General features: G+C 67.8%; 23 protein-coding genes. 12 read left to right on the top strand and 11 right to left on the bottom strand.

Annotation, left to right across the window (positions count from 1 at the left end; translation table 11 throughout):
- Nucleotides 1-277: 277 nt before the first annotated feature.
- Nucleotides 278-790 (top strand): SLATT domain-containing protein, encoded by a 513-nt coding sequence (locus tag EDF33_RS14845; RefSeq protein ID WP_132100424.1) that lies wholly within the window; start codon nucleotides 278-280, stop codon nucleotides 788-790.
- On the top strand, nucleotides 787-1617 hold the full coding sequence (locus tag EDF33_RS14840; protein ID WP_132100423.1) for a hypothetical protein: 831 nt from the start codon (nucleotides 787-789) through the stop codon (nucleotides 1615-1617). The genes EDF33_RS14845 and EDF33_RS14840 overlap by 4 nt, the downstream gene beginning before the upstream one ends.
- A 515-nt stretch (nucleotides 1618-2132) precedes the next feature.
- On the opposite strand, the gene EDF33_RS14835 is transcribed toward EDF33_RS14840, so the two are convergent.
- The gene (locus tag EDF33_RS14835; RefSeq protein ID WP_132100422.1) at nucleotides 2133-2558 is read right to left on the bottom strand and encodes a hypothetical protein; all 426 of its coding nucleotides are present in this window, start codon (nucleotides 2556-2558) and stop codon (nucleotides 2133-2135) included.
- Nucleotides 2559-2741: 183 nt separating this feature from the next.
- Here EDF33_RS14835 and EDF33_RS20710 point away from each other — a divergent pair, with 183 nt between their 5' ends.
- Complete coding sequence (locus tag EDF33_RS20710) at nucleotides 2742-2867, top strand: hypothetical protein (RefSeq protein ID WP_279388066.1); 126 nt, start codon at nucleotides 2742-2744, stop codon at nucleotides 2865-2867.
- 92 nt (nucleotides 2868-2959) lie between these two features.
- Here the strand turns inward: EDF33_RS20710 and EDF33_RS14830 are convergent, their stop codons facing one another.
- On the bottom strand, nucleotides 2960-3373 hold the full coding sequence (locus EDF33_RS14830) for a hypothetical protein (RefSeq protein WP_132100421.1): 414 nt from the start codon (nucleotides 3371-3373) through the stop codon (nucleotides 2960-2962).
- 88 nt (nucleotides 3374-3461) lie between these two features.
- Nucleotides 3462-3863, bottom strand: a complete 402-nt coding sequence (locus tag EDF33_RS14825) for an NUDIX domain-containing protein (protein ID WP_132100420.1) — start codon at nucleotides 3861-3863, stop codon at nucleotides 3462-3464.
- A 169-nt stretch (nucleotides 3864-4032) separates the two neighbouring features.
- Here EDF33_RS14825 and EDF33_RS14820 point away from each other — a divergent pair, with 169 nt between their 5' ends.
- Together EDF33_RS14820 and EDF33_RS14815 are read left to right on the top strand one after the other, a co-directional pair.
- Entirely contained in the window at nucleotides 4033-4653 is a 621-nt protein-coding gene (locus tag EDF33_RS14820; RefSeq protein ID WP_132100419.1) for a DUF402 domain-containing protein, read from the top strand.
- Nucleotides 4654-4793: 140 nt separating this feature from the next.
- Nucleotides 4794-5435 (top strand): GNAT family N-acetyltransferase, encoded by a 642-nt coding sequence (locus EDF33_RS14815; RefSeq protein ID WP_132100418.1) that lies wholly within the window; start codon nucleotides 4794-4796, stop codon nucleotides 5433-5435.
- A gap of 39 nt (nucleotides 5436-5474) precedes the next feature.
- On the opposite strand, the gene EDF33_RS14810 is transcribed toward EDF33_RS14815, so the two are convergent.
- The 4 genes from EDF33_RS14810 to EDF33_RS14795 all read right to left on the bottom strand — a co-directional run bounded on the left by EDF33_RS14810 (nucleotide 5475) and on the right by EDF33_RS14795 (nucleotide 9444).
- Nucleotides 5475-5960, bottom strand: coding sequence for a GNAT family protein (locus EDF33_RS14810; RefSeq protein ID WP_132100417.1), 486 nt, complete (start codon nucleotides 5958-5960; stop codon nucleotides 5475-5477).
- 115 nt (nucleotides 5961-6075) lie between these two features.
- The gene (locus EDF33_RS14805; RefSeq protein WP_132100416.1) at nucleotides 6076-6714 is read right to left on the bottom strand and encodes an HAD family hydrolase; all 639 of its coding nucleotides are present in this window, start codon (nucleotides 6712-6714) and stop codon (nucleotides 6076-6078) included.
- 117 nt (nucleotides 6715-6831) lie between these two features.
- On the bottom strand, nucleotides 6832-8097 hold the full coding sequence (locus EDF33_RS14800) for an MFS transporter (protein WP_132100415.1): 1266 nt from the start codon (nucleotides 8095-8097) through the stop codon (nucleotides 6832-6834).
- 426 nt (nucleotides 8098-8523) lie between these two features.
- Nucleotides 8524-9444, bottom strand: a complete 921-nt coding sequence (locus tag EDF33_RS14795; protein ID WP_132100414.1) for a hypothetical protein — start codon at nucleotides 9442-9444, stop codon at nucleotides 8524-8526.
- Between the two features lie 856 nt (nucleotides 9445-10300).
- Between EDF33_RS14795 and EDF33_RS14790 the strand changes: the two genes are divergently transcribed.
- Complete coding sequence (locus EDF33_RS14790) at nucleotides 10301-12709, top strand: hypothetical protein (RefSeq protein WP_132100413.1); 2409 nt, start codon at nucleotides 10301-10303, stop codon at nucleotides 12707-12709.
- 306 nt (nucleotides 12710-13015) lie between these two features.
- On the top strand, nucleotides 13016-13558 hold the full coding sequence (locus EDF33_RS14785; protein ID WP_131879963.1) for a DoxX family protein: 543 nt from the start codon (nucleotides 13016-13018) through the stop codon (nucleotides 13556-13558).
- Between the two features lie 86 nt (nucleotides 13559-13644).
- Here EDF33_RS14785 and EDF33_RS14780 read toward each other — a convergent pair whose 3' ends face one another.
- From EDF33_RS14780 to EDF33_RS14765, 4 genes are all read right to left on the bottom strand, one after another.
- Nucleotides 13645-14274 (bottom strand): hypothetical protein, encoded by a 630-nt coding sequence (locus tag EDF33_RS14780; protein ID WP_243648785.1) that lies wholly within the window; start codon nucleotides 14272-14274, stop codon nucleotides 13645-13647.
- A gap of 18 nt (nucleotides 14275-14292) precedes the next feature.
- Nucleotides 14293-15291 (bottom strand): alpha/beta hydrolase, encoded by a 999-nt coding sequence (locus EDF33_RS14775; RefSeq protein WP_243648784.1) that lies wholly within the window; start codon nucleotides 15289-15291, stop codon nucleotides 14293-14295.
- 74 nt (nucleotides 15292-15365) lie between these two features.
- A complete protein-coding gene (locus EDF33_RS14770) occupies nucleotides 15366-21380 on the bottom strand; it encodes an isopeptide-forming domain-containing fimbrial protein (protein WP_131879967.1) in 6015 nt (2004 codons plus the stop codon).
- Nucleotides 21377-22291 carry an HAD family hydrolase gene (locus tag EDF33_RS14765; protein ID WP_131879970.1) on the bottom strand — a complete coding sequence of 305 codons (915 nt, stop codon included), beginning with the start codon at nucleotides 22289-22291 and terminating at the stop codon, nucleotides 21377-21379. The genes EDF33_RS14770 and EDF33_RS14765 overlap by 4 nt, the downstream gene beginning before the upstream one ends.
- A 154-nt stretch (nucleotides 22292-22445) precedes the next feature.
- Here EDF33_RS14765 and EDF33_RS14760 point away from each other — a divergent pair, with 154 nt between their 5' ends.
- The 5 genes from EDF33_RS14760 to EDF33_RS14740 all read left to right on the top strand — a co-directional run bounded on the left by EDF33_RS14760 (nucleotide 22446) and on the right by EDF33_RS14740 (nucleotide 26214).
- Nucleotides 22446-22865 (top strand): SHOCT domain-containing protein, encoded by a 420-nt coding sequence (locus EDF33_RS14760; RefSeq protein WP_123339567.1) that lies wholly within the window; start codon nucleotides 22446-22448, stop codon nucleotides 22863-22865.
- On the top strand, nucleotides 22862-23368 hold the full coding sequence (locus EDF33_RS14755) for a DUF1269 domain-containing protein (RefSeq protein WP_123339568.1): 507 nt from the start codon (nucleotides 22862-22864) through the stop codon (nucleotides 23366-23368). The genes EDF33_RS14760 and EDF33_RS14755 overlap by 4 nt, the downstream gene beginning before the upstream one ends.
- The gene (locus tag EDF33_RS14750; protein ID WP_123292747.1) at nucleotides 23365-23670 is read left to right on the top strand and encodes a hypothetical protein; all 306 of its coding nucleotides are present in this window, start codon (nucleotides 23365-23367) and stop codon (nucleotides 23668-23670) included. Before EDF33_RS14755 ends, EDF33_RS14750 begins: the two co-directional genes overlap by 4 nt.
- 103 nt (nucleotides 23671-23773) lie before the next feature.
- Complete coding sequence (locus tag EDF33_RS14745) at nucleotides 23774-25315, top strand: arylsulfatase (RefSeq protein WP_123292748.1); 1542 nt, start codon at nucleotides 23774-23776, stop codon at nucleotides 25313-25315.
- A gap of 50 nt (nucleotides 25316-25365) precedes the next feature.
- Nucleotides 25366-26214, top strand: a complete 849-nt coding sequence (locus tag EDF33_RS14740; RefSeq protein ID WP_131880222.1) for a formylglycine-generating enzyme family protein — start codon at nucleotides 25366-25368, stop codon at nucleotides 26212-26214.
- Nucleotides 26215-26251: the final 37 nt, after the last annotated feature.

Genomic DNA, 26251 nt, shown 5'->3' with positions numbered 1-26251 from the left:
CGGCTGCTGTGTGCGCGCCGAACACACCCTGGTGCAGGGTGGAGAACCAGCAATGTGCGGCTGGTGAGCGCTCCGGGTGTTTCCCGGTCTGTGCAAGTTATTCGGCGCCCTCCGACGAGGAGATTGGAACCTCGTACCCCGTTACCGCATCGTAATATTTGTTGTGGGAAATGTAACCTGGTCGAGGGTCGTGGGTGTTGTTGCAGCGCGTACCGGTTGAGGATCGGCTATTGAGACTGGTTGAAGGGAAGCGCGTAGAACGCATAGATTGCAGCTGATGGCTGATGGGGGAGTGCGCGACGAGATCCGCGCTGAGGCCGATCGCCTCGAGGAGAACGCGACATTCGGGCAACAGGGGAACCTTGAAGCGGCGAAGCTGTGGACCGGTTGGAGCTGGGCGTTGGGAAGCGTCATTGCTGCGGGAAGCGCTGTGGGCGGTGTGCTGACGTTCGCAACTGACGGATTGCAGTACCTCGCCGGTGGGCTGGCGTTGTTGGCAGCAGCGGCAACCGGCGTTCACGGAACCCTGCGGCCTGCGAAGCGTGCGGAGCGCGCGCAATCAGTTGCGGTGCAGTTTCTTGCAATTCAGGACCGAGTACGCCGACTCCGACGCGTCGACGCGCTGACGTCGGTTGATGACTCGGTTCTCAGGGACCGTCTTGACGAGATTGCTTCACAGCTCGACGCTGCGCGTGAACGGGCGGACCCGACGCCGCGGTGGGCCTATCTCCGGGCGAAACGGAACATCGAGCGCGACGGCGGTCAGACTCATCGGGCGGACGTCCGATGACCGTGCAGAGCTACCTGGATGATGCTGTCGCTGCGATGACGCCCTCAGCGGAAGACCGCACGGTCGCGAGTGCCCATCGAACCGCCATCCAGGATGCCGTTGTATCCGGCATGGATGCGTTCCGGATCTTCGAGACTGGGTCCTGGTCCCATGGGACCGCCCTCCGTGTGTGGAGCGACGTCGACTACTTCGCATCGATGCGGCATGTCCGTCCGAGCCAGAGCTACGACGACATCCTGCAGCTGAAGAACGTCCTGGCGGACAAGCTTCGGTGGTCCGCACGGTCCGTCACGATCGACCGTCCCGGGGTGCGCATCGAGTGGCCTAGCGGACCACCCACGGAGGTCATGCCAGCGCACATCACTGGCGATGATGACTATTGGATCCCTGATCCAAAGGGCACGGGGTGGGTGAAGTCGAGTCCGTTGAAGCACAACGAGTACGTCAACAGCACCCGTGATTTGATCCCGCGGACGAAGGACTTCGTGCGGCTCGTAAAGTTGTGGAAGTACCGGTCGGGGGCGCCGATCACGTCGCTGTACCTGGAGTTGCGTGCGGCGAAGTACCTGCGCGAGCACCAACCGTTCGCGATGATGCTGGACCTGACGGGCTTCTTCTCCTGGCTCAACGAGATCGAGCTCGCCGGCTTGAACGACCCAAGCCGCTTTGATGGCCGCCGGATCACCGCGGCAGGCGACTCGCTCCTCCCGCTCGCGCGGCTGTATTCAGAGAGGGCCGCCTCGCGAGCCGATCAAGCCAGAAGCGCGTACCTCGCGTCGGACTATCTCGGCGCGCAGTTGCATCTTCAGCAGCTCATTTCGCCGTAATCGCCTCCGCCGGCAGGGGTTCGACGATCGAGGTGTACTTCTCGTCGCCTCTACCGGTTGGTGTGCGCGTCCGCGCTCGCCCCTGATGCGGTCGCGGCGGCATCTGCGGTCACAGTCCTCCTGCGCGGGCCGGATTTGAGCTGACGATCCTCCGGTCCGTCCCATGCCGGTGGACTCATGCAGGCCGTACGGTGAGCGATCGACTAGCGGACGTCGGTCTCGTTTCTCGCACCTCTGCGTCGACGGATAGCTCGGAGAACCGCTCTCCAGCAGGCGAGGTACCCCAAAAAGCCGATTGCTATGGCGATCGGTTGAGGAACGTTCACGAGCATGAGTAACACGGCCGCGAGGAGCGCTGCCAGGAAAGCCCCGAGGAGAAGCAGGGTCTGAAGGTTGCGCAGCCGCCGCTCGGCTCTGGTTGCTCGCATGTGTCGAACCTAACGAGGGTGTCCGTGAGCCGATCGATCACTGGACAGCAGTTCGGACGTGCTCAGACCCGTTGGAACAGTTGCTGCTTACTGAGACCCATCCGAGCAGTTGGGGAGTGCCGCGATATCGGTGCACTCGTACTCTGTCCAACCGCCCTGGCCGTAGGTGTCGTATGCAGCGGTCGAAGCGACAGTGGCGCCCGAGCCTGCCGTCATGACGAAGGAGGGGACCGGATCACCCTCGGTCGTTCGCTGGATCCATGTGAGCATGCCGACGTCGCCTGCTCTGCTCGCATCCATGAGGCACTTCAGGTTCTTCTTGGAAAGCGTTCGCTGCTGTCCGAGCTCCACGCTGCCGCAATCGGTGCCAGTCGGCGTGCTGACCCATCCAGGTGCGTCTGCGAGTTCACGAGCCGACGCAATGGGGTCTCCGGGAGACCCAGCGCACGCTGAGAGCAGCGGGAGCGCAGCCAGCACGATTCCCGCGGCGGCAACGCTGAGCGTCTTCTTCATGGGACGAGCATCGCCTATTCGCGCCGCTCGCTTGGTCACAGTCGAGCAACAGTCAAGCCTGCGGCGTCGACGCAAGGCAACCGTCCGACCAGGCCACTGCTACTCGCTCGTATCACCCGTGTACCGATAGCGGATCCCCTATCGCACGCTCTCGCCGCTTGACATCCGGTGCACAGTGGGGACATGAGTGATCGAGAACGCCGGGCTGACGGGCTGGCGGCCATCATCGGCGGTGCGGCCGCGTTCATCGCCATCGTCGTCGTGATCGTGTGGGCTCTCGCAACACAATCCCCTGCCATTGCGACCTGACGGGTTGATCGTGTGCCTCGATCGCGCGGACAAGCCGGGCCGTCGCCCCGTGGCGGGTCCACTTGCGGAACTATCCCCTTCACCAAGAGTAGTCAGCCAAGCAACGTCAGAGCGTTGAAAAGCGCTCCGATCGCACCGAAGAAACCAGCGCAGAGCGCGGGCAACGCTCCGACAGCACCGATCCCGAACGTCGTCCACCCGAGCACTCGCACCCAAGTCACGCCTCGGCTGTTCCGCGCGGTGCTGAGCCCAGTGAGAATCGCGATAGCAGCTGCCGGCACTGCGAGCACGAGCACTGTGCCCACGAGGAACTCGGCAAGGGCAACTTGAGCGGGTGGATCTTGAAGGATGGGCGGATTGTTCAGGGAGTCGAGGTGGCCTTGGTAGGCGGTCTCGAGAGGAACGTAGTGCGCTTGCGCTACGCAGAAGAGCAGCACCCACGCGGCAACGACTGCGAGGCCTGTGAGCGCGTGTCGGTCGTCCCGGTGACCCACGGCGTTCTCCATGACTAGACACCCTGCCACCCGAACTCGTGCCTGTGAATCGGGCGGAGCGACGGACTCTCGACGCCACCCTTCGGTCACCCTGTTCCGGTCAGCGGTGCGCCTCGAGTACCAGCTTGACCGCTTCCCTCGCCGCTTCCGGCACCAACGGGATGTGCGCGAGCAAGCCCAGTTCCACCCACCTCGGCTCGTACTGGTTCAATTCCGAGGCACGGTCGATCTCTGGACCCCCGAGTACCAACGGACCAGGACGCACTCGCGCCACGAAGTAAGCCGCGGGAACGGCGCTATCCACTGGTACGTCCAGCAGGTCGCCGATGCTCGCATCAAGGCCCGTCTCCTCACGCAACTCGCGCTGACACGCTTCGCGGAGACTCTCGCCTTCCTCGACCCCGCCACCAGGGAGCACACAGTAGTGACGACCGTTCTTCAACCGATCGATGACGAGCAGGCTCTCGTCTCGGACGACAACGGCCGCTGACCTGATGCGCATCCAGCTAGCTCACCACAAAACGCCTATCCGAGTGCCACCGTCCGGCATCATGGTGCCTCGATTGACGATCGAATATCGGGCGTGACCTGCCCCAACAGTTGGTGGTCGGAGTCGATTCCGGTCTCTTTGTGGCGGCGGTTGAGTTGAGCAGCTTCCGTAGGCTGGTGGCATGGAATCAGCGACCACTTTGCTGCGGTACTGCTACCCCGATGGGCGCCTGCAAGCTGCGTTCCCGCTGCTGCTGCTCGAATCGACGGAAGATCGGCTCGTGGGGTGGCAGCCCTTGGGGTCCGAGATTGCGTACTGGGCAACCTCGAGCGGAGAAGACCCGAGGGCAACGCCGCTCGAATCGCGATTCCATCAGATCCTCACGACCGGTAGGAGAACTTGGACAGGCAGTAGTGTCCTTCGAGTCATTCCCCTGGATGAGCCGTGGCAGGTGGTGCACTTCTGGGACGCGTCAGGCACGTTCACCGGGTGGTACGTGAACCTCGAGTCTACGAAACAGAAGCACCGGCTCGGCGTTACCGCAGTCGACTGGCACCTGGACCTGCTGATTTCCCCCACGTTCGAGGTTGCGTGGAAGGACGAGGACGAGGCCAAGGCGGCGGTCCGGACCCAGTACTTGCGGGAGCAAGATCTTCTCCGGGCCCGGCGAACCGCTGAGCAGATCGCGGGAGACCCTCGCGGGTTCGTTGACTCACTCGGGCACTGGGACACCTTCCGTCCTCACACCAACATGCACGAACCATTGGTGCTGCCGAACGGATGGGACGCTCTCAACCCCTAGCACCCAGTGTCTCTGGTTCGGCCCCGACTGCGATGCGAGCCGGTCGCTCTCAGAACGATTACCCAGCAGTCCGGTAGTCGATCGGCCAACGGGACATCGCTGGCCCGTAACGTTCGACGCCGCGCTCTTATCGTTGGGCGATGGATCTCGATCACGTTTGGCCCTTGTTTGGGCTGCGCCTCATCACTCCTCGGCTGGAACTGCGGCCCCTGCGCGACGAGGATCTTCCTGGGCTCGCCGACATGGCTCTGTCCGGCGTCCACGATCCCGCTCGAATGCCGTTCGGTGTCCCATGGACGGACGCAGAACCGACAACGTTGGCTCGTTCTCTCGCGCAGTACCACTGGAAGCTCCGGTCCGGGGTGAGCCGTGACTCGTGGGGTGTGAGCTTCACCGTGCTTCACCAGGGGACACCGGTCGGGGTCCAAGAGCTGCACGCTCGCCGCTTCAACGCCCGCAAGACCGTCGAGAGCGGCTCATGGCTCGCCCTCGAACATCAGGGCCACGGGCTCGGGACCGAAATGCGGGCGGCGCTGCTGCTGTTCTCGTTCGACCATTTGGGAGCTGAGTGGGCGGAGTCGAGCGCAGTCGCTTGGAACGAGCCATCCCTTCGGGTGTCCGCGAAGCTCGGTTACGAGCTCAACGGTGTCACTCGCGCCCAGACTCGCGCCGATGAGGTCGTTGACGAGGTCAGGGTGCGCTTGAGACGGGAGGACTTCGCCCGGCCGAGCTGGAGCCTGATGACTGAAGGGGTCGAAGCAGCGACCGAGTTCTTGATGTAGTCCAACAGGCGAGCGCTCGGCGGTCCGGTAGCCGATCGGCTACCGGGCAACGAGATCGCGTCGGTAGTACACGTGCGACTGGTCGCGCTTGATCTCGATGAGACCGTTCTTCTCGAGGACACGTTGCGAGGGGATGTTCTCCAGTTCCGTGTCCGCGAGCGCGATCAGCGCACCGCGCGTAGCGGCGTGCTGAAGTCCGAGCTGCACGGCTTCGCTCGCGAGTCCCGCGCCTCGGGCTGAGGGAACCACGCCGTACCCGAACTCGACCGTCCCCTTATCGTCCGGCGGACCGAAGAATCCGAAACCACCGATGGCGGGGCCATCCGACCGCCGCCGGACGATGTACATGGTGAACTCCGGATCCGCTGCGGTCTCTGCAGCGAGGGCCCGGAGTGGGTCCAGTTCGTCGGCGAACGGGTACTCGGGGTGCCAGTCGTCACCGGGACGCTCGTCCCGCACGACGATGCGACGCGCCGTCGCCGGTGAGATCGCCTGAAGCACAGTTCGGCTACCGACAAGTGTCATGCCCTGATGCTCTCAGACCAGGCTGCCCGGTAGGGCAGCCAACCCGATAGAGGATCGACTACCGGGCGCTCTTGAGTGCAGTCGCACTCGACTGCTCCTGATCACGACGTAGCCTTCACCCCGGCCGGCCGGCAACCAGCGCGTCGGTGAGGTCCGCCAAGGTGTCGACTCGGAGGTCCGCGAGATGTGCTTCCGGCCGTTCCGCGTGAAGGTGACCCCACGGCCCCCGCCGGATGAACGCGGTCCGCATGCCGGCAGCGCGTGCTGGCAGGACGTCGTTATCGAGCCGGTCACCGACGTAGAGGATCGACCCGGGCTCGAGCCCTGCCTCCGCGACGACGCGAGCGAAGAACTCGGATGAGGGCTTCTCCACGCCCCACGCCGCGGAGGAAGCCAAGAAGTGCGGTGAGAAGCCGGCCGCGCGCAGCTGTGCCTCCACTTCCGCCGGCTGGTTCCCTGCAATGCCGACGACGAGGCCGCGCTCGGTGGCCGCACGAAGGCACGGCAGCGCGTCGGGATAGAGATCTGCTTCCTCGATCAGCGCACGCCCCGCGGGCCTCTCGACGCCCAGTAGCGCCCATACTCGACGGTGGTCTTCACCGCGCGCGATCAACGCACCGAGCACTCCCATCAACGTGAACGGTGTGACTCCCGCCGCTTCCGCTTGCGCCGACCAAGCACGCGACTCGTCGACGAGCGTCTCGCCGACGTCGAAAACGACGGCGAGGACTCCTGCGGGTAGTTCTATCGACACGAGGCGATCCTCCCACCCGAACAGCCTCGCTCAGCGATCCACCAGGTGAGCAACGGCGCCCGATAGCCTATCGAGACGGTGCTTGGCCGGACGCGGTTGCGTCCGGCCAAGCCACACTCACGCGTCGATGTCGGTCAGCTCCGCTACTTGCACCTGTTGCGGCAGACCTCGTACCGCTCCGCGCCATGCCCATGCGGCTGCGAGGAACACACCCGTGGCGATGAGCCACAGCAGCCACGGCATTCGTGAGTTGAACAGACCCAGGGTGAGCGGGAACAGTGCCATTCCAATCGAGCTCGCGGTCTGGAACACCCCGATTGCTCGACCGCGGACGCGCGGGTGCGGGGCTTCAGCCATGACCGCGTTCGCCGCAGGTAGGTAGATCATGTCCGCCGCGGCCAACAAAACAGCGACCACGACCACGTACGACCATGCGGCCAGCCCATGCAGCGGAGGAAGAACGATCAGCGGTGCTGCCGTCGCAGCGGTCAGGACCGAGCCGAGCGCGATGAGCGTCCCACGCTGCCGCCCAGCAACCCACCGGGTGACGGACGTCTGAAACAGTGCGCACAGGCCTGTTGCGATGGCGAACTGGACGGATGCGACCGCTGGGGACATGCCCCACCGCTCGACAAACAGGACGCTGAACGCGACGTTCGGCAGCACCATGGCGGGACCAATCAGGAACTGACCGAGCGTGATGAGCCGCATCGACCGGTCAGCAAGGAAGGCGCGAAGCGATCCGGCGGCGTCGGCCTCTTCCGTGTGGGCTGCTGTCTGCGGGGACCGGTGACCGGTGCGTTGCGTTGCGAACACGACGGCCGCTGCGACGCTGGTGACCACGTTGGCGAGGACCAGCCACCGCAACCCGTCCTGATGGCCGTTTGCGAGGGTGATCGCCGCGACGATCGCGCCAGCGCCGAGTGCTGCGGCTTTCGTTGCTTCGAGGAACGCGAACCAGCGCTCGAACGGGCGGCCTTCCGCGAGGTCGTGGACATAGGCAGTCCACGACGTCCAGTAGAGCCGCTCGGACGCGTTGGCGAGGAAGATCGCCGCAAAGATCATCGCCGGGTCGTGGGCGAAGAGGTAGAGCGTGAAGCCCGCTGCGGAGAGCAGGTTATTGAGGATCATCGACGCCTTCGCACCAAACCGGTCCGTGAGGACTCCTCCGACGAGTCCGATCGGTAAGGCGACCAGTGATGCGACGGTGGAGAGGACACCGATCACCGCCAGGGGCACGTCGGTGGTGATGGTGAAGTAAACGATCGTCAGCGGCAGCGTGAGGCCAGCGCCGATGGTGTCGGTCAGGACCGCGAACGTGACGAAGCGGTGCTCGCGCAGGCTCGCGAGTGAAGCCCGGAATCGGGCAGGAGTGAAGAGCATGGATGTGATCCCGTGAAGTTGTCGCACCGCTGCTGTGCGTGGCGCGGGCGTGCAGAAGCACGCGAGCAGAACGCTCGCGGCGAGGAAGGCCGACCGTGCTGGTCAGCTCAGTACTGCGTTGCCATGACTCCGGGAGGGATCGGCCGCGGTCCGACAAGCTCGGGCGCAGGCTTTGCGGGGAACAGTCCACGAGGGGCGCTGAACGGCATCGTTGTCACCTTCCCCATCGTCGGACCAGTTCATCGAACGCTAGCAGCGTTCAGGTTGACGGATCAACGCCTCCGTCTCGGTTGGCGATCGTCTACCGGGACGCGCTCACGACACAAAGGGGCGCGAGAACCACGACACCAACCGAAGCTGCCCACAGCGGAGGACCTCGACAAGTACGCCGCGGCGGTTGCCGGCGACGAGCCGTTCGAGCTGCACCTACGCGGGTAGCGCGCCGAGCAGCTGGAAGGCGTGCTGCGTGAGCTCGGACCCGAGCTCGCCGGCCATCGCCGTGGTGATCGCCAGGCCCAGCTTCGTCACGATCCCGCGGACCGCGTGCGGACGCGCCTGCCCCTCGACCTCTGCTCGCAGCTCCGCGACGGCCGCGGCGAGCTCGGTGCGCGCCTGCTCGCTTTCGACGTCGTCGAGCCGGCGAGAGACCTCGTCGACGAGCTCGCGGGCCTGGTCCTGCCAGCCGATGTTGATCGTCTGGTGCACGTCGTGGCTGTTCTGCGCCACATTCGCCGGTCCGTGGAAGTTGTTGGTGACGGTCGACCCTCCAGAGGTCTCGCCGTTCGCTGGCTCGTTCACTGATCTCCCCTCCTCGACGATCCACCGCCCTTTCGCGGTAGGTGATGGCCGCAGCGGATCGGGGCGCTGGCTTGCCATCGGACCCCTGATGAAACGCCCCTCGTACAACCACTTCCCGGCCTGCTCGAGATCCTCCTGCGTGTACGAGATCCCCAAGTAGGTCGCTCCCGTCGCCAGGAAGCCGTCCGACGTCGGCGAAGCGCCGGCGTCTTCCTGATCGACGACCCACACCAGGTACTCGTCCCGCATCCGCCGCCGGCGAGCACGCACGCTGCTGCGCGCCGTCTCCAACGCCGTCCACGCGTCCCGACCTTCTGCAGTCGGACGGGCGCTCCACCCGCCGCTGTACCGCCAGTCGACCGTCACGTAGCCGGCGCCCTCCAGATCCCGGATACGTTCGCGCAGCTCGTCCAGAGCTGAGGTGCCCGGTTGAGGACCGAGCAGGTCACCGGGGATCGCCTGTTGGTTCATGCTCCGCTCGCCGGCAGCAGCGATGATCCGGCCAAGCACATCGAGCCGGTGGAGATCCTCGGGGGAGTAGTCAGCCACGTCAGGACCTTACCCAGGAGGAGCGACACCAACATAGCCTGGAGCCGGTCGCCGGACTCACCGAACGCATCCTTGGCCTTACGAATGGCGAGCTTCAGTGTCCAAGTCCGCAGCAGTTGCCCCTATGATCTGCTTACTTTTGTGCCACATGTCTGGAGAAGCTATGAACGGTCTCCGCATGCTGTTCGGAGCAATGGTCTTGATGCTTGGTATGGCGGGCCTGACTGGATGCGCACAATTATCCAGCGCATGTCGCCCGGCTCCACTCTCACTTCGAGAGAAGTCTCATCGGGGTTGAGAAACGACAGCCATCGAGCTCCACCGAGCTAGCTGGCCGTCCGGACGCCCATCCTCGTCGGTCGCGCGGAAAGAACCCGCATCTTGCTGGAGGCATGCCCGGTGACCCGGTCAGTACCAGGCTACGGTCAGTCGCTAACTGCACGTCCTGGTCGGCGGCTGTCAGAGTCGACTTGCATGGGCTGAAGGCGCGGTAGAACAACACGCCGAACGGACGTGGCGCCGTTGTTCCGGCACCAGTGTGGTGTTTGAGGCCGGGGCTGATAGTGAGCACCGCTGCGACCGCAGGGAACCCCAAGAGCGCTGAAGTGCTGGGGGGAGGCCGGCCAGATGTCCAGGACTACCGCGATGAGCTAAGCAGTGCCGCAGCCCCTTGAGGCGAAAATGCGAGCCTCGGAGCACACGGTCCTACCCCACGGCACATCCCGCGCCACTTCACGTCAGCGAGCTGCGAGAGTCCTCCCGTCTGCGGCTTCCAAGGTCACTGACCCTCGAACGAGCGGTGGGCTGTGTCGGTGAGGATCGCTAAAGTTCGGTGACAGTCTCCGAAGGAGGACCGATGTCCCAAGACCCTCGTGATCGCGCGGCTCTAGCTCGCGACTACGCAGATCCCGCGTGGCGCGAACGATTCCTTGAGTTGCTCGCCATCGTCGAACTCCTGAGTCACTGTGTCATCGAAGGCAACTTCAAGGTTTCCGACGAGCTGAACCGTTCAATCGTCTTGAGTGAAGCCGGGAAGAAGGTCCGTGACCAGCTGATAACAAAGGAAACGGTCGATGCTAAGGACGCGAACCTCCTCTGCCTCCTCGGTCTTGTCCACGTTGAGCCCCTCGTTGACATCGCTGCTATCGACGTGGACAGGATCATCGGCGCGATCTCGACGTACATCGTTGATGGGCGCATCAAGTTTCCCTTCATCTTCGGAAGGGCGCTCTACGATGGGGCGACGGCGCTCATCCCGGAAGAACGATCGATCTTGAAGCACGAAGACACCCTGCGCCTCCTGGAAGGAAGACCACAAGGCGTCTTCCATTCTGGCCCCTTCCTGATCGGGCCATTCGGGATTCATCGCGTTCCGCATCAGCGCTCACTGAACCCACGGATGTCTGTTCCGATTCAGCACTGTGCAGACCTTTCGTGCGCGGCCGTTCACTCCGTACGATTGACAACGAGCTACGACGCGAGCATCAACAAGACTCGTGCGGCCTTGTACAAGGTTCTCGATCAGGTTTCGAAGGACCCTGCCGATTGGAACGGGTTCGTACTCGACTTCACAGAGGGTGACTTCAATCCGTACGAGATCGACGACGGCTCCACGCTGCCGTTCCTCCTTGGGGACGGATTCTCCGACGAGGAGCTGCAAGTGCTCGTCCATTGTGTCGCTGAAGAAGTGGACGGTCGCCTGACTCGAGCTGCGCGGACATTCGGATTGAACGGCGTGATCGAGAAATGGTTGCCAGGTCTGGACCGGGCACAGTTGCTCCAGTTGCTCCTCACCGAAGCAGATGATGTCCTCGCGAAGGTCCTCGACAAAGCCATCGTGGAAGAAGACATACGAGTGCCGTTTGGAGAGGTAAGACGCCCGGTCGTTAATCACCGTACGCGCTCTGGTGCCTGGCGGCTGCGGCCAGAGGCAAGCCATCTCGGATATCGAGTTCGACCCGGCGACGAAACGACCACTTTGCTGCGCTTGGCGTCGACAGTCCGAGCGATGTTCGACAAGAATTCGCCGGAAGACATGGACGAGCTCGCGTGGATGCTTCGCCAGGTGCGTGGGCGGACGACAGCGGAACGCCTGGAGGAGTTCCTTCGCAAGGAGAGCCCAAGGACAATCGTTTCCACGCTCATACTAGGTCGACGCCGCAATGCGCAGCGTGCTGCCGATCTGCTGAGTATCAGCTTGAGCACTGGCGACGATTTTGTCGATCGCATCCTTTGGAAGCTTGGTTTTCCGCTTGAGCGGCGTGCAGACATACGCGACGAGTACTGGAGCAGGCATCAGGCACTTGAGACATTCGTCACGACGGCGTCGGCAAATGCTGACTCGACCGAGTCCCGGCTGAGGGAGATCGCATCGAACTACTTCGTGGAACTCGAACGGTTTCTGTTCGATTCACTGACCTTCGCCACCTGGGCCCTCCTCACTGATCATGTCACTTCGAAGAGCCCGTTCAGGTACCACCATGCGGCGGCGCGATCCTTCACGATTGCGACGCTCAACGGCTCCGTGGAGCGCAAGCCGGGAACTTCGCAGAACGACCTTCGCGAGGATCCGGACCTCAGCAGCATCGTGCAGGGCTTCACGCGACTGGCGGACCACTTGACTTCGTTGTTGGGACGAGAGGAAGAAATGGTGCGGCTGGAGTCAGAGCTGCCGAAGTTCGTCAGGAAAACAGATCTGCAAAGATTCCCGTTCCGCCACGTCGTGCCGTTCCTTGATCTGCTTGATTCCTCGCAACACGCATTGCCTCAGACGCTACGAGCTGTGGGTCAACAGCTCAACAACTCCGGCATCATGACTGCGCGCAACGGGCTCGCTCACGCCAAGTCGCAACGAACTCCAACGATCGTCGAAGTTAACGACGCGCTGTCGAAGGCGCGATCGGCATTGCGACTCCTGGAGGAGATCGGCTGCGTGCGCAACACGTACCAGGCGGTGTCGACAAGTATCGACGCTTGGGGGCGAGCGACAACGCTGATGCGATCGCACGGCGCTGACATCAAGTTCTCCGGGCCAAACGGCTTCGGAATGCTTGGTTTGCCGTCGTTGATGCTGCCGGTGTACCTCGTGCAGGGAGCGGTCTTCGCCGAGCCGAACGAGATGCTCCGCTTCCGCGAAGGATTCGATTCGGACTACTCCTTGTACTGGGAAGGCATCCCGCACCGACCGGAGCGCGGAAGCCCCGACAGCCCAACCTCGCCAAACCAGACCGTCGAGGAGTTGGCCTCACCGGCGCCCATCGGTTGATGGTTCGGACCGCACGGGCTTGAACGTCGCCCGGTCGTTTGAGACTCAGGCCTGATCAGCGGCGATCTCGGGAGGAGACAGGTGGAACTCGTTCCTGCAGAATCGCACCAACCAGCAGGAGACAGCGCGGGGCTTTGGGACGCAGGAGACACCCCCGTTTCCCGACAGATACAGTAGGCGCGCTGCGCGCGTCGCGTTTCGTTGCGCCGCGGCGCTGTGCGCTTCGTGAGCAGAAATGGTCGGGTGCCTCCGGGCGACCCGACCATTTCTGCTCACGATCGCCGGTCGCGGCGTACCGTCGCGCGCATGAGCTCGCACAGCACTGGTACCGCTTCGGTCACCGCCAAGACCCTGCTCCGCATCGCCCTCGGAGCCGTGCTCGTCTCGCACGGCTCCCAGAAGCTCTTCGGCGCGTTCGGCGGCGGAGGCATCGAGGGCACCGCGCAGGGCATGCACGCGATGGGGTTCCGCCCCGCCAAGCGGAACGCCGTGCTGGCCGGCATCGGCGAGGCCGGCTCCGGTGCCGCCCTGGCACTCGGGCTCGCCACCCCGATCGCCGGTGCGGGCGCCGCGACGACGATGGGCGTCGCGTCGAGCGTGCACACCCCGAACGGCTTCTTCAACGCGGACGGCGGCTTCGAGTTCCCGGCGTTCCTCGGCTTCTCGGCGGCGATGTTCGCGCTCGGCGGCCCCGGTCCGGTGTCGCTCGACCACGCCACCCGGCACGTGTTCGACCGCCCGTGGCTCCGGGCGGTCGCCCTCGCCGCGATCCCGGTCGCGATCGCGGTCCAGGTCGCGCAGCGTCGGAAGGCGCTCGCGTCCGACGCGGCGGCGCCCGAAGACGCGTAGACCACGAGACGGGAGGCCCGGTGCCAGCTGGCACCGGGCCTCCCGTCCTGTCCGTGGTCGGCGCTCCTGCCGCGCTCGCGCCCGTCTCAGACCAGGACGGGGAACGTGGCGAGCAGGCACGCCCCGCCGACGAGGCCGATGACCGCGGCGACGAACAACGCGATGCGGGCCCACTCGCGGCCACCTCGGTCCGACACGGCCGCGAAGAACAGGACGAGGGCGAACAGCACCGTCAGGAGCGAGTAGTCGTCGGACTGCTGGTTGTCGGCGAGGGCACGGTCGAACTGCCGGTCGGCCTTCGCCGAGAGCGTTGCCGCGCGGTCCGATCCGGCGGGCACGTACGCGTCCGTCGCGAACGGCCCGTCCGCGGTCCGACCGGTACCGTCCCACTCCTCGAACGCGGTGCGGAGCTCCGGGGAGAACCGCTCCTGCACGTAGCTGCGGAGCGTGGCGTCGTCCCGTGAATCGGCGAGCACCCACTGCACCCAGATGGTGACGTCCCACTGCCGTGCGTCGCGCGCGCCGGACGCGGCGTCGGCGGCCTGGATCCGGGCGCTCGACGCCTGGCTGAACGAGATGGACATCTCGCCGCCCCACTTCGACGCCTGGAAGCCGCACCAGGCGGTCACCACCGCGGTGATCGAGAGGAGGACCACGGTCGCCACCTCGCGTCGGCGCGTCCAGTGGGGGCGCTCGGGCTTCTCGGTCATCGTCATCGTCATCGTCCTGGTCGGTCAGGCGCCCGGCAGGGGGAGCGTGCGTGCCCACCGTCGGATGGCGGTGTAGGCGGTCTCGCGGACCCGGGGTTCCGAGAGCATCACGTCGTGCAGGGCGCCGTGGATCCGGGCGACGCTGACGTCGTCGCCCAGCGAGAGTGCCCGGTGCGCGACGGCGTCGACGTTCAGTGCGACGTCGACGTGGGTCATCTCCTCCGACCACTTCGGGGACAGCAGGCTGTGCGTGCTGAGCAGCACGAGCGTCGGGGTCTCGGCACCGAGCCCGTGGGCGACCTGGTCCTGACCGGCGAACACCGCCGCGAGCCACCCCGGGTGGAGCGGGAAGCCGCGCTCCGGACGCCAGGCCTGGTTGTAGGTCCAGCTGCCGTCGGACCCGCTCGACACGGCGCGGGTGTAGAAGCCGGGGTCGACGGTCGGGAGCGGAGCAAGGGGGTTGCGTCGCGCGCCGAGCTTCATCAGCGGAGCGATCAGCTCGCGGGCGAAGCCGGTCGCCTGGAACTCCAGCCACGGACTGTTGAGCACCAGTCCGGCGGCCACACCCCGGTGGCGGCTGTTCCAGAGCGCCAGCGTCAGCCCGCCGGTCGAGTGGCCGAACAGGATGAGTCGCCGACGTCCGTGCTCGGGGTCACCGTGCCCGATGGTGTCGAGTGCCGCAGCGATGTCCTCGTCGTAGACGGCGAGGTCGTCGACGTACCCGGGGGTCTGGTGCGGCAGCAGACTCCGGCCGTACTTGCGGAGGTCCAGTGCGAAGAAGCGCGCGCCGAGCGCCTCGAGGTGCTCGGCCATCTCGCGTTGGAAGAAGTAGTCGGACCATCCGTGGACGTAGAGCACGTCGGCGCCGCCCAGGGGGAGGTGGCCCGACCGCCACGGGATCGCGGTCCGCCACCGTCGCGGGAGCCGGTGGGTCCGGGTGCGCCGCACCAGGGTCGCGGTCACCGGTCCTTCGTCGTCGTCCTCGAGCGGCAACGAGCGGGCCTCGAAGTCGGGACCGAGCACGTCCGGGGCCCACCCGCTCGACGGATCGTCGCCGCGACGGGCTCGTCTCGTCGGCCCCGCACCCGGGCGCGTCCTCACCCGGACCACCTGGTCCCGTCTCGACGCCGACGGCGGGTGGAACGGCGGATCGCGATGCCACCGGTGAGCAGGAGCGCGGCGATGGCGAGCGCCACGACCGCCTGACGACCGTCGTAGCCCGTGGACGCCAGGGAGTCCGGAGCGGGGCCGACCGGACCCGACCCGCTGCCGTCCCCACCCGGTGTCACCGACGGAGGGCCCGGTGCCGGTGTGGGTGTCGGGGTCGGGGTCGGCGTCGGCGGGGTGGGGGTGAAGTCGTAGTCGTTGGTGATCGTCACGACCTGCAGGGTCGGCACGCTCTGGTCGGCTGTCGATGCGACCAGCACCCGGACCGTGCCCGGAGCGACGGTCCGGGCGTCCTCCCCGTACGCGCCCACCGCACCGCGTTCCGCGACGTCGCAGGTGGCGCCGACCGGGATGCCGTCGATGCGCGCCTCGAGGGCGTTCTCGGACGTGAGGGCCACCACGGCGGCACCACCCAGGTCGAGCGCGACACCGGCCACCTCGCACCGGACGTCGGCGTCGAACCGATCAGGGGCTCGGCCTGCGCCGGCGCCCGTCACCTGCTTCCGGATGAGCATCGACCCGACGGACGGTGCGACGCCGACCTTCACCGGCGCCTGGGCGATCGGGAGTCCGCCGTCGCTCAGTGTGGCGGTGGTCCCGACCTGGTTGAAGGCCGTCTCGTCGCGGAGCGGGACCGTCGTGGGGACACCGTCCGGGTGCGCGGCGGTCACCGGCTCGTCGACGGTGCGGTACCGGGCCGTGACGGCTTCGCCCGGGTCGAGCCCGCCGACGGACCCGAGGTCGACCGAGACGCGCAGGCCCGTCACGTCGTCCCAGTCGCCGGTGAACGCATCGTTCGCGGTCCACGTGTTCGTCGAGCAGAGCGAGTCGTCCGTCCAGGTCGTCGAGTCGGTGGTCGAGCACACGGTGCGGTCGGTCGTGACCTGCCAGGTCGTCGTCGCACCGAGCGGTGCGTCGACCTCCACGCCGAAGGAGTCGTCGAACACCGGCCGGTAGCTGCTCCCACGCGGAGCCCCGGTCGCGAGGAGCCGGTCGCCGGGCTGCGGGAGCGGGTCGACGAAGGTGACCCGGTCCTGGTCGACGGTGCCGGTGTTCGTCGTCCGGACGCGCCACTCGTCGGTCCCGCCGACACGCGTGGCGGCGACGCAGGGCGGGAGGGTGAAGCCGTCGTCGTCCGGGGTGCAGGACGTGCCTGGGTCCGACGGGTCGGACGCACCCGAGACGAGCGGGTCGACGACGTCGCCACGCACCGCCTTGCTCGTCTGCAGCGCCGGCCCGGGCGTGGGCTGCACGTAGTTGGTCGTGCCGCACTCCTCGGCAGGGAGTCCCGAGATGGTGCCCTGCCCGTTGCCGGAGTCGTTCGTGCAGCGGTCGAGCGCCGAGCCGGTGACGGCGACGGCCGAGTTCGTGGCGCGCTCGTCCTCGTGCAGACCGGGTTCCAGCGTCAGGGGGATCGTGATGGTGAACGTCTCGTCCGGGGCCATCCGGTCGTCGTCGGTGGGCCAGGTGAACGTGATCGTCCGGCCGTCCTGGACCGTCGTGACGTCGGCGGACAGGGTCCCGTCGGGCGAGGTGCGGAACGTCGGGTCCGTTCCGTCCCACGTGAGGCCCTCGGGGAGCTCGTCGCGCACGGACGTCAGCGTGACGATGCCGGTCCCGGTGTTGCGCATCGTGACGGTCCACGGGACCGGGGTCCCGACCGGCACGGTGTGCTGGTCGTTCGCGGGCGCCTTGGCGACGTCGAGCTGGCGGGTACCCGGGTCGAGCGTGAGGGTGTCGTCCGCGGCGGCGGTGGCGTCGGGGAAGAGCGTGTCGTCGCTGCGGTGGGCGGTGACGGTCGCCGAGTCGTCGAGGGTGCCGGGGAACCGGACGGGTGCACCGTCCCGGCCGACCGGGAGCACGACGACGTGGAGCACCGCGGCGGCGGTCCAGGCTGCCGGCGGGTCGGCGTGGGAGAGGACGTCGCCGTCCGCTCGGTCGAAGACGAAGCGGATGCCCGTGATCGCGGCCGTGTCAGACGTCGGCAACGTCGCCGAGTCGGATGCCGCCCCGAGCTCCCACGCAGGCTGGCCGTCGAGCTGGACGTCGACGCTCACCCGGTCGGCCCCGGCCGGGAACGTCACGTCGTCCGCGGAGAACGCTGCGAGCCGGACGTCGTTCCAGAAGTCCTGGTCGGTGTCCTCGATGGTCACCGTGTCCGGCGAGACCGTCGCGTCGTCGCCCTGCGCACCGTCGAGGCGCACGTCGATCGTGTCGCTGCGGTCGGCCTCGAGCAGGGTGTCCGGTGTGAAGGTCTTCTCCGCGGTGACGTCGAGGACGCCGCGGACCAGCGCGACGGCCGCGGAGGCCGTGTCCGTCGGGGTGCTGGTCTGACCGGACGGCGCCAGGACGGGGTCGTACGACTGCGCGAACGCCCGGTTCGTGACGGTGGTCGTCGCGGTCACGGGGACGGACGGCAGGCTCCGGAGCGTCGCCCGCAACTGCGTGTGCATCGTCATGGTCAGCGGTCGGCCGGTGGAGATGGTCCCGCCGGTGCGGGTGGGGTCCGTGCCCTGGTAGACGACGCTGACGCCGACGACGTCCGCGAGCTGTGCCGCGGTCTGGGCCCGGGCGCCGGTGATCGAGGTCGTGCTGCTGGAGGTCGTCCCGGTGTCACTCCGGTGCAGCAACGTCACCGTCGATGCGTCCGCGTCGACCTCGTCGTCGTCGACGCTGAAGTCGAGTCCGGTGAGGGTGAACCGTTCGAACGGGTTGCCGGTCGTGGAGTCGGCTCCGTCGAAGGGGTCCGCCGACCACGCGTCGGGGTCGCTCGTGCAGTCGGAGAGGGTCGCCGGTGTGCACGGCATCGGGTCGGTCACGCGGACGTACGACGCGCGCGAGGCGGAGCCGTTCGTGGCGGTGACGGTGAAGTCGTTCGTGGGGTACTCGTCGGGGTCGACGTCACCGCGTGCCGGGACGGCGAGGCTGTCGTGCTCGGAGGTCTTCGCGAGCCCGACGAGGGGCGGCCGGTCGAGGATGACGAGGTCGTCGACCGCAGTGGAGCTCTGGTCTCCGTCGTCGGTCGTGGCCGTGACGTCGACCGCGTTGCGGACGGACCCGGCGGTGCTGAGGTTGTAGTCGGTGGTGCCGTTCACCCACTCGACGTCGGCGGTGCCCGGTGCTCGGAGGGAGTTCCGGAGCTCCCAGGTGAGGTGGAACGGTCGCGGCGTCGTGCTCGTGGCGATCCCCGACCCCGGAACGGGTCGGGTCGGGTCGGTGCTCGCCGCGCGGGCGTCGTCGTCGGGCGCCACGGTGATCCGGACGCCCGTCGTCGCAGCGGTCTGCTCGCTCGTCAGCGCGTACCCGACGAAGCCGGTCTGGTCGACCCAGCCGGAGGTCGGCGCCGGGACGGTGGACCACGTCCCGTCGCTGAAGAGCTCGACGGAGGTGACGGTGTCCCACCGCCAGAGCGGGTCGGTGCTCACCGCGATCGGGTCGATCGACTCGAGGTCGAACGCCTGGAAGACGGTGGCGGCCGGGTTCCCCGCGTTGCCTGCTGGATCGGTGACGACGATCTGGGACGTCCCGGTCGTCCGCGAGCCCCACTCGAGGACGGACCCGAACTGCTCGCCGGACTGGCTGTCCACGGTGGTCCGGTCGGTGGCGAAGTCGGTGTCGGTCCACCGCTTCCCGGCGATCGTGCTCCCCGTCCCGGTCGTCGACTCGATGTCGGCGTCGGCGTCGGCCTCGACGACGTCGCTCTCGATGGTGGTGCCGCCGTCGACGGCACCCTCGCCCTGTGCGGTCGCCGTGTTGGTGTAGGTCGACGGACCGGCGTCGGGGGTGCTCGTCGATCCACCGCCGTACCGCTGGTCCGCACGGGCCTGCGAGACGACGTTGGGTTGCACGGTGGTGCCCTGCGGGAAGCCGTCCGGGTTCGTGAACACGAACCGGAGTCCGGTGATCGCGCTTCGGAGGTCGGCGGGGACGGTGCCGGAGAAGTTCGTCGGGCCGGTGGCGGGGAGGCCGTCGATCGGGAGCGGCTGCCAGGTGGCGCCGTCGTCGGACGTGTAGTCGATGGTCAGCGTGGTGCCCGCGGGCACCTGCGTGGGCGCGATCGCGACCGGGTCGAACGCGTTCCAGAACGATCCGTCGTCGTGGGGCGTCGGCGCGACGTCCTCGATGGTGATCGTCGTCGGGGTCACGAACGCGGAGTCCGTGCTGGTCGTGGCCGGGAGCTGGGCCACGACCGTCCCGCCCGGTGCGATCGGCTCCTGCGGGCTGAGGGTCTTGGAGAGCGCGATCTCGATGTCCGGGCGGAACACGTCGAGCGGCGCGGACGCGCCGTCGTCGGCGGTCGTACCCCCGTTGCGTACGGAGGCCGTCGCACGGTTGGTGGTCCGGAGTGGTGCGTCGTCGGCAGCATCGAGCGCGGTGTCGATGCCGAAGCGCGTCGTCGTCGTCGCGTCGGCATCGATCGGGCCGTCGTACACGATCTCGAACCCGGTCACGAAGGTGCCGTCCGGGGCCGCGGCCGCCGGGGTGTCGCCGTCGGCGAACGGATCGGTGCGGGTCGTCCCGTCGCTGAAGTGCCAGACGACGTCGGCGCCGGTGGCGGTCGCGGGGTACGCGAGCGGACTGCTGAACCCGGCGAAGCCGACGTCGGCGGTGAAGTAGTCGAGGTCGCTGACGCGGAGTTCCTCGACCGGTCCGTCCGACGTGTTCGTGGCGGTCACGCTGCCGACCGCGTTCGTGCCCGCGGGGACCCGCGCCGGGTCGATCGACTTGGTGACCGCTGCTCCGAGGTTCGTCGGTGAGACGGTGTGTTCGGCGGAGGCCGTGCTCGTCGCGGGGTCCTGCCCGGGGACCGAGACGGTGGCGGCGGCGGTGTTCGTGGCGGACCATCCCTCGCCGAGCTCGACGTCGGAGTCCCGCTCGGTGCTGCGCTGTCCGACGTCGAGTTGGATCGAGGCAGCCGGATCGCCGGGCGTGAGGACGGCCCCGTCCGGGCCGGTGAAGGTGTACCGGACCCCGGCGACGTCGGCGTCGTCGACGCCGGCCGGGAACGTCGCGGATCCCGGCGGCGAAGGAGTCCCGGTGACCCAGCGATAGGTGCCGGTCCCGGGGTCGAGCACGTACGCGTCGACCTGCACGGCGGTCGCTCCTGCGGGCAGGGCGATCGTGCCGGGTCCGGTGACGTCGACGTACCGGAACGGGTTCGTGGCGTCCAGCGTCGCCGCACCCTCCGCCGCGTTCGACGGGTCCTGGACGACGAGGGACGTGGCGGGGACGTTCGACGCGTTCGAGGCGGAGAGCTCGATGGTCGACGGTGCGCCGGGGGAGTACTGCTCGTTCGTGGGCGTCCAGGACTTCGTCGTCGCGACGTCGACGGTCGTCGGGATGTCCACGGTGACCTTCGCGGCGCTGGACGCGGTCGCGGCGTTGTCCGCGGTGCCGGTACCGGTGTTCGTGATCGGCTGGCCGTTGTGGGGCCACGTCGGCGGGAGGTCGGCGGGGACCCGAAGGGTCGCCGTGAGCGTGTACGCCTGGCCCGCGGCGAGGCCCTGGGAGCCGTCGGCGAGCGGTTGGACGAACTCGAGGGTGCCCACGCACGGCGGGTCGCTGGTGACGACCGTCGCCGGTGTGCCGCCGCAGCCGGTGTGGGTGACGACCCAGTCCGGGTCTGCCGGCGCGGCGGGGTTGGGCGGAGTGGCGCTGAGGTCGACGATCGGGAAGCCCTCGAGCTCCGCCGGCAGGGTGTCGACGATCCGGGCGTCCACACAGTCGGCGTCATCGCACCCGAGTCGGATCGTGAAGGTGAACTCGTCGCCGGGGCCGAGGGTGGCGCTCTTGCCGCCGTCGACCAGCTTGTTCACCTCGATCGCCGCAGGGTCCGCAGCCGATGCGGGGACCGCTGTCGTCACGATCGCCCCGGTCGCGAGGAGCACCGCGGTCGTCGCGGCGATCGCCGAGCGCAGCACGTGGTTCCGGCCGATGCGCTTCACGTCGGGAACACCGTGGCCCAGTCGTCGCGGACGCTGACCACGGTGATGTCGCGCTCGTCGGCCTCACGGAGCACGACCTCGGCGCCCTTGTCGTACGGCTGGTCGCCGCGGCCGGTGTCGTCGTCGTGGTGGACGAGCAGACGGAGTCCTGCGTGGCCGGGCACGGTGTACTCGAGCATCTCCCGGTCGCCGTCGGAGTTCCCGACCGCGACCGCCGGCCGCCGTCCGATCCGGCTCCAGACCCGGACGGGCTTCTCCGGGCCGTCGTCGAAGAACGCGAGTGCGTCGACGTAGCGGACCTCGCCGTCGACGTACTCCAGGCCCATGGCGGAGCCGATGACGTGTTCCGGGGCGATGCCGTAGTTCTGCTCCGTCATGGGACGCATGAAGTCGCGTTCCCCCGCGGACACCACGTAGCAGGTGAACCCGTGCTCGTGCAGGAGCCGCACGAGCTCGACCATCGGCTGGTAGACCGTCGCCGCGTAGGGAACGCCGAGCACGGGGTGTTCGGCGTGCGCGTAGAAGTCCGACACGAGCCGTCGGTAGTCGTCGACGCTCATGCCGGCGGTCGCACGCCCCACCGCCGCCAGCAGCAGCCGGAGATCGGAGTCGTCCCCGCTCGCGTGCCGGTCGACGGCGCCCCCGATCCACGACAGGTCACCGGACTGCGCGGCCGCGTAGGGCTGCGTGCGAGCGAGCTCCGGGTCGGCGGACGCTGCAGCGGCCCACTGCTGGACGAGCCAGTGCAGCTGGGTCGGCATCGGCTTCTCGTTCCAGAGCGTGCCGTCGTTGTCGAAGACGGCGACGCGGTCGTCGACCGGCAGCGGGGTGTCCCCGCCGGTCGTGCGGGCCAGGAACTGTTCGACGGCGTCGCGGGCGTGCCCCGGGCGCCAGGAGGGGAGTGTGTCCATGCCCCGGATCGTCCGGCCGCGCGGGCCGGTGCGCACCATCCTGATCGGGTGAACCGGGAAGCCCGTCGCGCCGGATCGCCCGAAGCGGGTGGTGCCGGCCGCGCGCCGTCGGCGCTAGACAGCACGCCCACGCACTCCTGAAGGGAACACGATCATGGACTTCTGGTACACGTTCTGGGCAGTGATCTGGTACGGGCTGCTCATCTCGGCGCTCATCGCCTCGCTCATGGCGCTCTTCTCGGTCCTCGCGGACCTCGTGCGGGATCGTTCGCTCAGCGGGTGGTACAAAGCGATCTGGGTCTTCTTCCTGGTCTTCGTGCCGTTCCTGACGACGTTCGTCTACCTGATCGCACGCGGTCGTGGGATGGCGGACCGCAGCGCGGAGTCCGCCCAGCGGCAGAAGGACGCCGCCGACGGCTACATCCGCACCGTGGCGGGCACGTCCCCGTCCGACGAGATCGCGAAGGCACGCGCACTCCTCGACGCCGGCACGATCACGGCGGCGGAGTTCGACGCGATCAAGGCGAACGCGGTCGGCAGCACCCGCGCGGCGCCGGCACCGGCTGCGGCGTGAGCGACCGGGCGACCGAGCTCGTCGTCATCGCCTTCGACGACGACGACGGCGCCCGGGCGGCGCACGACGCCGCACTGCGCCTCGACCGCCGCGCGGAGATCGCCCTCGACGGCATCGCCGTCGTGCACGTCGACGAGCACGGTCGCACCCACGTCGACTCCACCGGGCGTGATTCGCAGCGTGGTGCACGGGCGGCCTCGAGCGCGGTGTTCGGCACCGTGCTCGGGTTCCTGTTCCTCATGCCGTTCGCGGGGCTCGTCGTCGGCGGTGCGGTGGGGGCGCTCTTCGCGAGCCTGGACCGTGCCGGCGTGGACGCGGACTTCCGGGAGCGTCTCGCCGCCGAGCTGGCGCGGGGCGGGGCGGCCGTCATCGTCTCGGTGGCGTCGGTCGACGGGGACCGGCTCGTCGGCGCGATGACGGACCTCGGCGGCACGGTGCTCCGGACGACGCTCTCCGACGAGGACCTCCGGGCGATCGCGCACGACCTTGGTGGGCACCCGTGACGAGCGCAGTCGGTCCATCGGCTCGGACACTCGTCCTCGTGACGGCGGCGTCGCTCGTGTCCACCGTGGCCTTCTTCGTCGTCTTCGGCCTCGTGGCGCCCCTCGACTGGTGGTGGACGCTCCCGATCGCGGGGGTCGGCCTCGTGGTCGTCGTGGTCCTGGGGTTCCTGCTGCGCCGGTTCGACGGTCGGCACCTGGTGGTGCGGTCGACCGCCACGGCGGCCCAGGGACTCGGGCTCCTGCCGATCGCGTGTGCGCTGGCGACCGCCGTCGCGGTGGCCGTCGCGCTGCTGACGGGCTGAGCAGACGACGTCCACGATCTCACCCGGTCGGGGTGGCCCGCACCGGAGCGCACCCGAGCACGATCCATGCACGAGCACGACCACACGAACGAGGAGGACAGCGATGCCGAAGGACAAGCCGAACATCCTGGTCATCTGGGGCGATGACATCGGGATCACGAACCTGAGCGCCTACAGCGATGGCCTGATGGGCTACCGCACACCGAACATCGACCGGATCGCGGATGAGGGCATGCGCTTCACCGACTCCTACGGGGAGCAGAGCTGCACCGCCGGCCGGTCGTCCTTCATCACAGGACAGAGCGTGTTCCGCACGGGGCTCAGCAAGGTGGGCATGCCCGGCGCGGACCTGGGGCTCCGCGCCGAGGACCCGACGATCGCCGAGGTGCTGAAGCCGCACGGGTACGCCACCGGGCAGTTCGGCAAGAACCACCTCGGCGACAAGAACGAGTTCTTGCCGACGGCGCACGGGTTCGACGAGTTCTACGGCAACCTGTACCACCTGAACGCGGAGGAGGAGCCCGAGTCGGCGAACTGGCCGTCCATCGAGGAGTTCCCGGCCTTCAACGAGCGGGCCCGGCCGCGCGGCGTGATCCACTCGTGGTCGACCGACGAGGACGACGACACCGAGGACGGTCGATACGGACGACGTGGCAAGCAGCGCGTCGAGGACACCGGCCCGCTGACCAAGAAGCGCATGGAGACCATCGACGAGGAGTTCGCGGACGCCGCGATGGACTTCATCGGGCGTCAGGCGGAGTCCGAGACCCCGTTCTTCGTCTGGATGAACACCACCCACATGCACTTCCGGACGCACCCGAAGCCGGAGAGCCGGGGGCAGGCCGGCCGGTGGCAGTCGCCGTACCACGACACGATGATCGACCACGACCTGGTGGTCGGCTCGCTCCTCGACCAGCTCGACGAGCTCGGGATCGCGGACGACACGATCGTGATCTACTCCACGGACAACGGCCCGCACATGAACACGTGGCCGGACGGCGGGATGACCCCGTTCCGCAGTGAGAAGAACACGAACTGGGAGGGCGCGTTCCGGGTCCCGCAGATGATCCGCTGGCCCGGCCACATCGAGGCGGGGTCGATCTCGAACGCGATCATCCAGCACCACGACTGGCTCCCGACGTTCCTGGCGGCGGTGGGGGACACGACCACGGTCGAGGAGCTCAAGGTCGGGAAGACGATCGGCGACCGGACCTACAAGGTGCACATCGACGGCTACGACTTCCTGCCGTACCTGACCGGGGAGGTCGAGCAGGGTCCGCGACCGGGCCTGGTGTACTTCTCGGACGACGGCGACGTCCTCGCGCTCCGGTTCGACAACTGGAAGGCGGTGTTCATGGAGCAGCGCGTCACCGGCACCCTGCAGGTCTGGTTCGATCCGTTCGTCGTGCTGCGGGTCCCGAAGCTCTACAACCTGCGGACCGACCCGTTCGAACGAGCGGACCAGACGTCGAACACGTACTTCGACTGGTTGTTCGAGAACGACTACCTGCTGCTCGCCGCCACGACGCTGGTCACCCAGTTCCTGGACACCTTCGAGGAGTTCCCGCCACGACAGCGCGCGGCGACGTTCAGCATCGACCAGGCGGTCGACAAGCTGCAGTCGTTCCTGGCCGGCGGCGACTGACGGTGCCGACCACCACCGGCCCGGCCACCGCCACGGCGATCCGCTCCTCGATGGTGCGGATCGCCGGCGGCGCGTTCACGATGGGCTCCGACCAGCACTACCCGGAGGAGTCCCCGGCGCGCAGCGTCACCGTCGCCGCGTTCGAGATCGCCCCGCAGGCCGTGACGAACCGGGAGTTCGCGGCGTTCGTCCGTGCCACCGGGTACCGCACGGTGGCGGAGCGGCCCCTCGACCCGGCGCAGTTCCCCGGTGCCCCGGCCGAGAACCTGCACGCCGGCTCGATGGTGTTCACCGGGACGAGCGGGCCGGTGGACCTCCGACACCTCAGCCAGTGGTGGGCGTGGACGCCCGGCGCGAACTGGCGTCGTCCCTCCGGTCCCGGCTCGACCATCGCCGACCGCGCCGACCACCCGGTCGTGCACGTGGCCCACGAGGACGCGGCTGCCTACGCGGTGTGGGCGGGCGGGCGACTGCCCACCGAAGCCGAGTGGGAGTTCGCGGCGCGCGGTGGCCTCGAGGGCGCGGAGTTCACCTGGGGGGACGAGGCGGAGCGCCCCGGGGAGCGGCGCGCGAACTACTGGCACGGCGACTTCCCCTGGCGCGCGGAACGCGGGTACGGACGGACGTCGCCGGTCGGGTCGTTCCCACCGAACGGCTACGGTCTGCACGACACGGCGGGCAACGTCTGGGAGTGGACGAGCGACCGGTACGTGGACCCCGCCGCCGAGCACGACTGCTGTGCGCCCGCGTCCGAGGCCGTGACCGTCGAGCGCCGGGTCGTGAAGGGCGGATCGTTCCTGTGCGCCGACAGCTACTGCCGCCGGTACCGTCCGGCGGCACGGCGTGGCCAGGAGTCCGACACCGGGATGAGCCACATCGGCTTCCGCATCGCGGGCTGACCGCCCCCGACCGGTCTGACCGCGCGCGACCGGTCTG

Origin of the sequence: Curtobacterium sp. PhB146 (assembly GCF_004342995.1) — a bacterium.
In the GTDB taxonomy this organism is placed as follows: Bacteria; Actinomycetota; Actinomycetes; order Actinomycetales; family Microbacteriaceae; genus Curtobacterium.
Note: the sequence above shows the minus strand (reverse complement) of the source record. Positions and strands in the feature narration are given on the sequence as shown.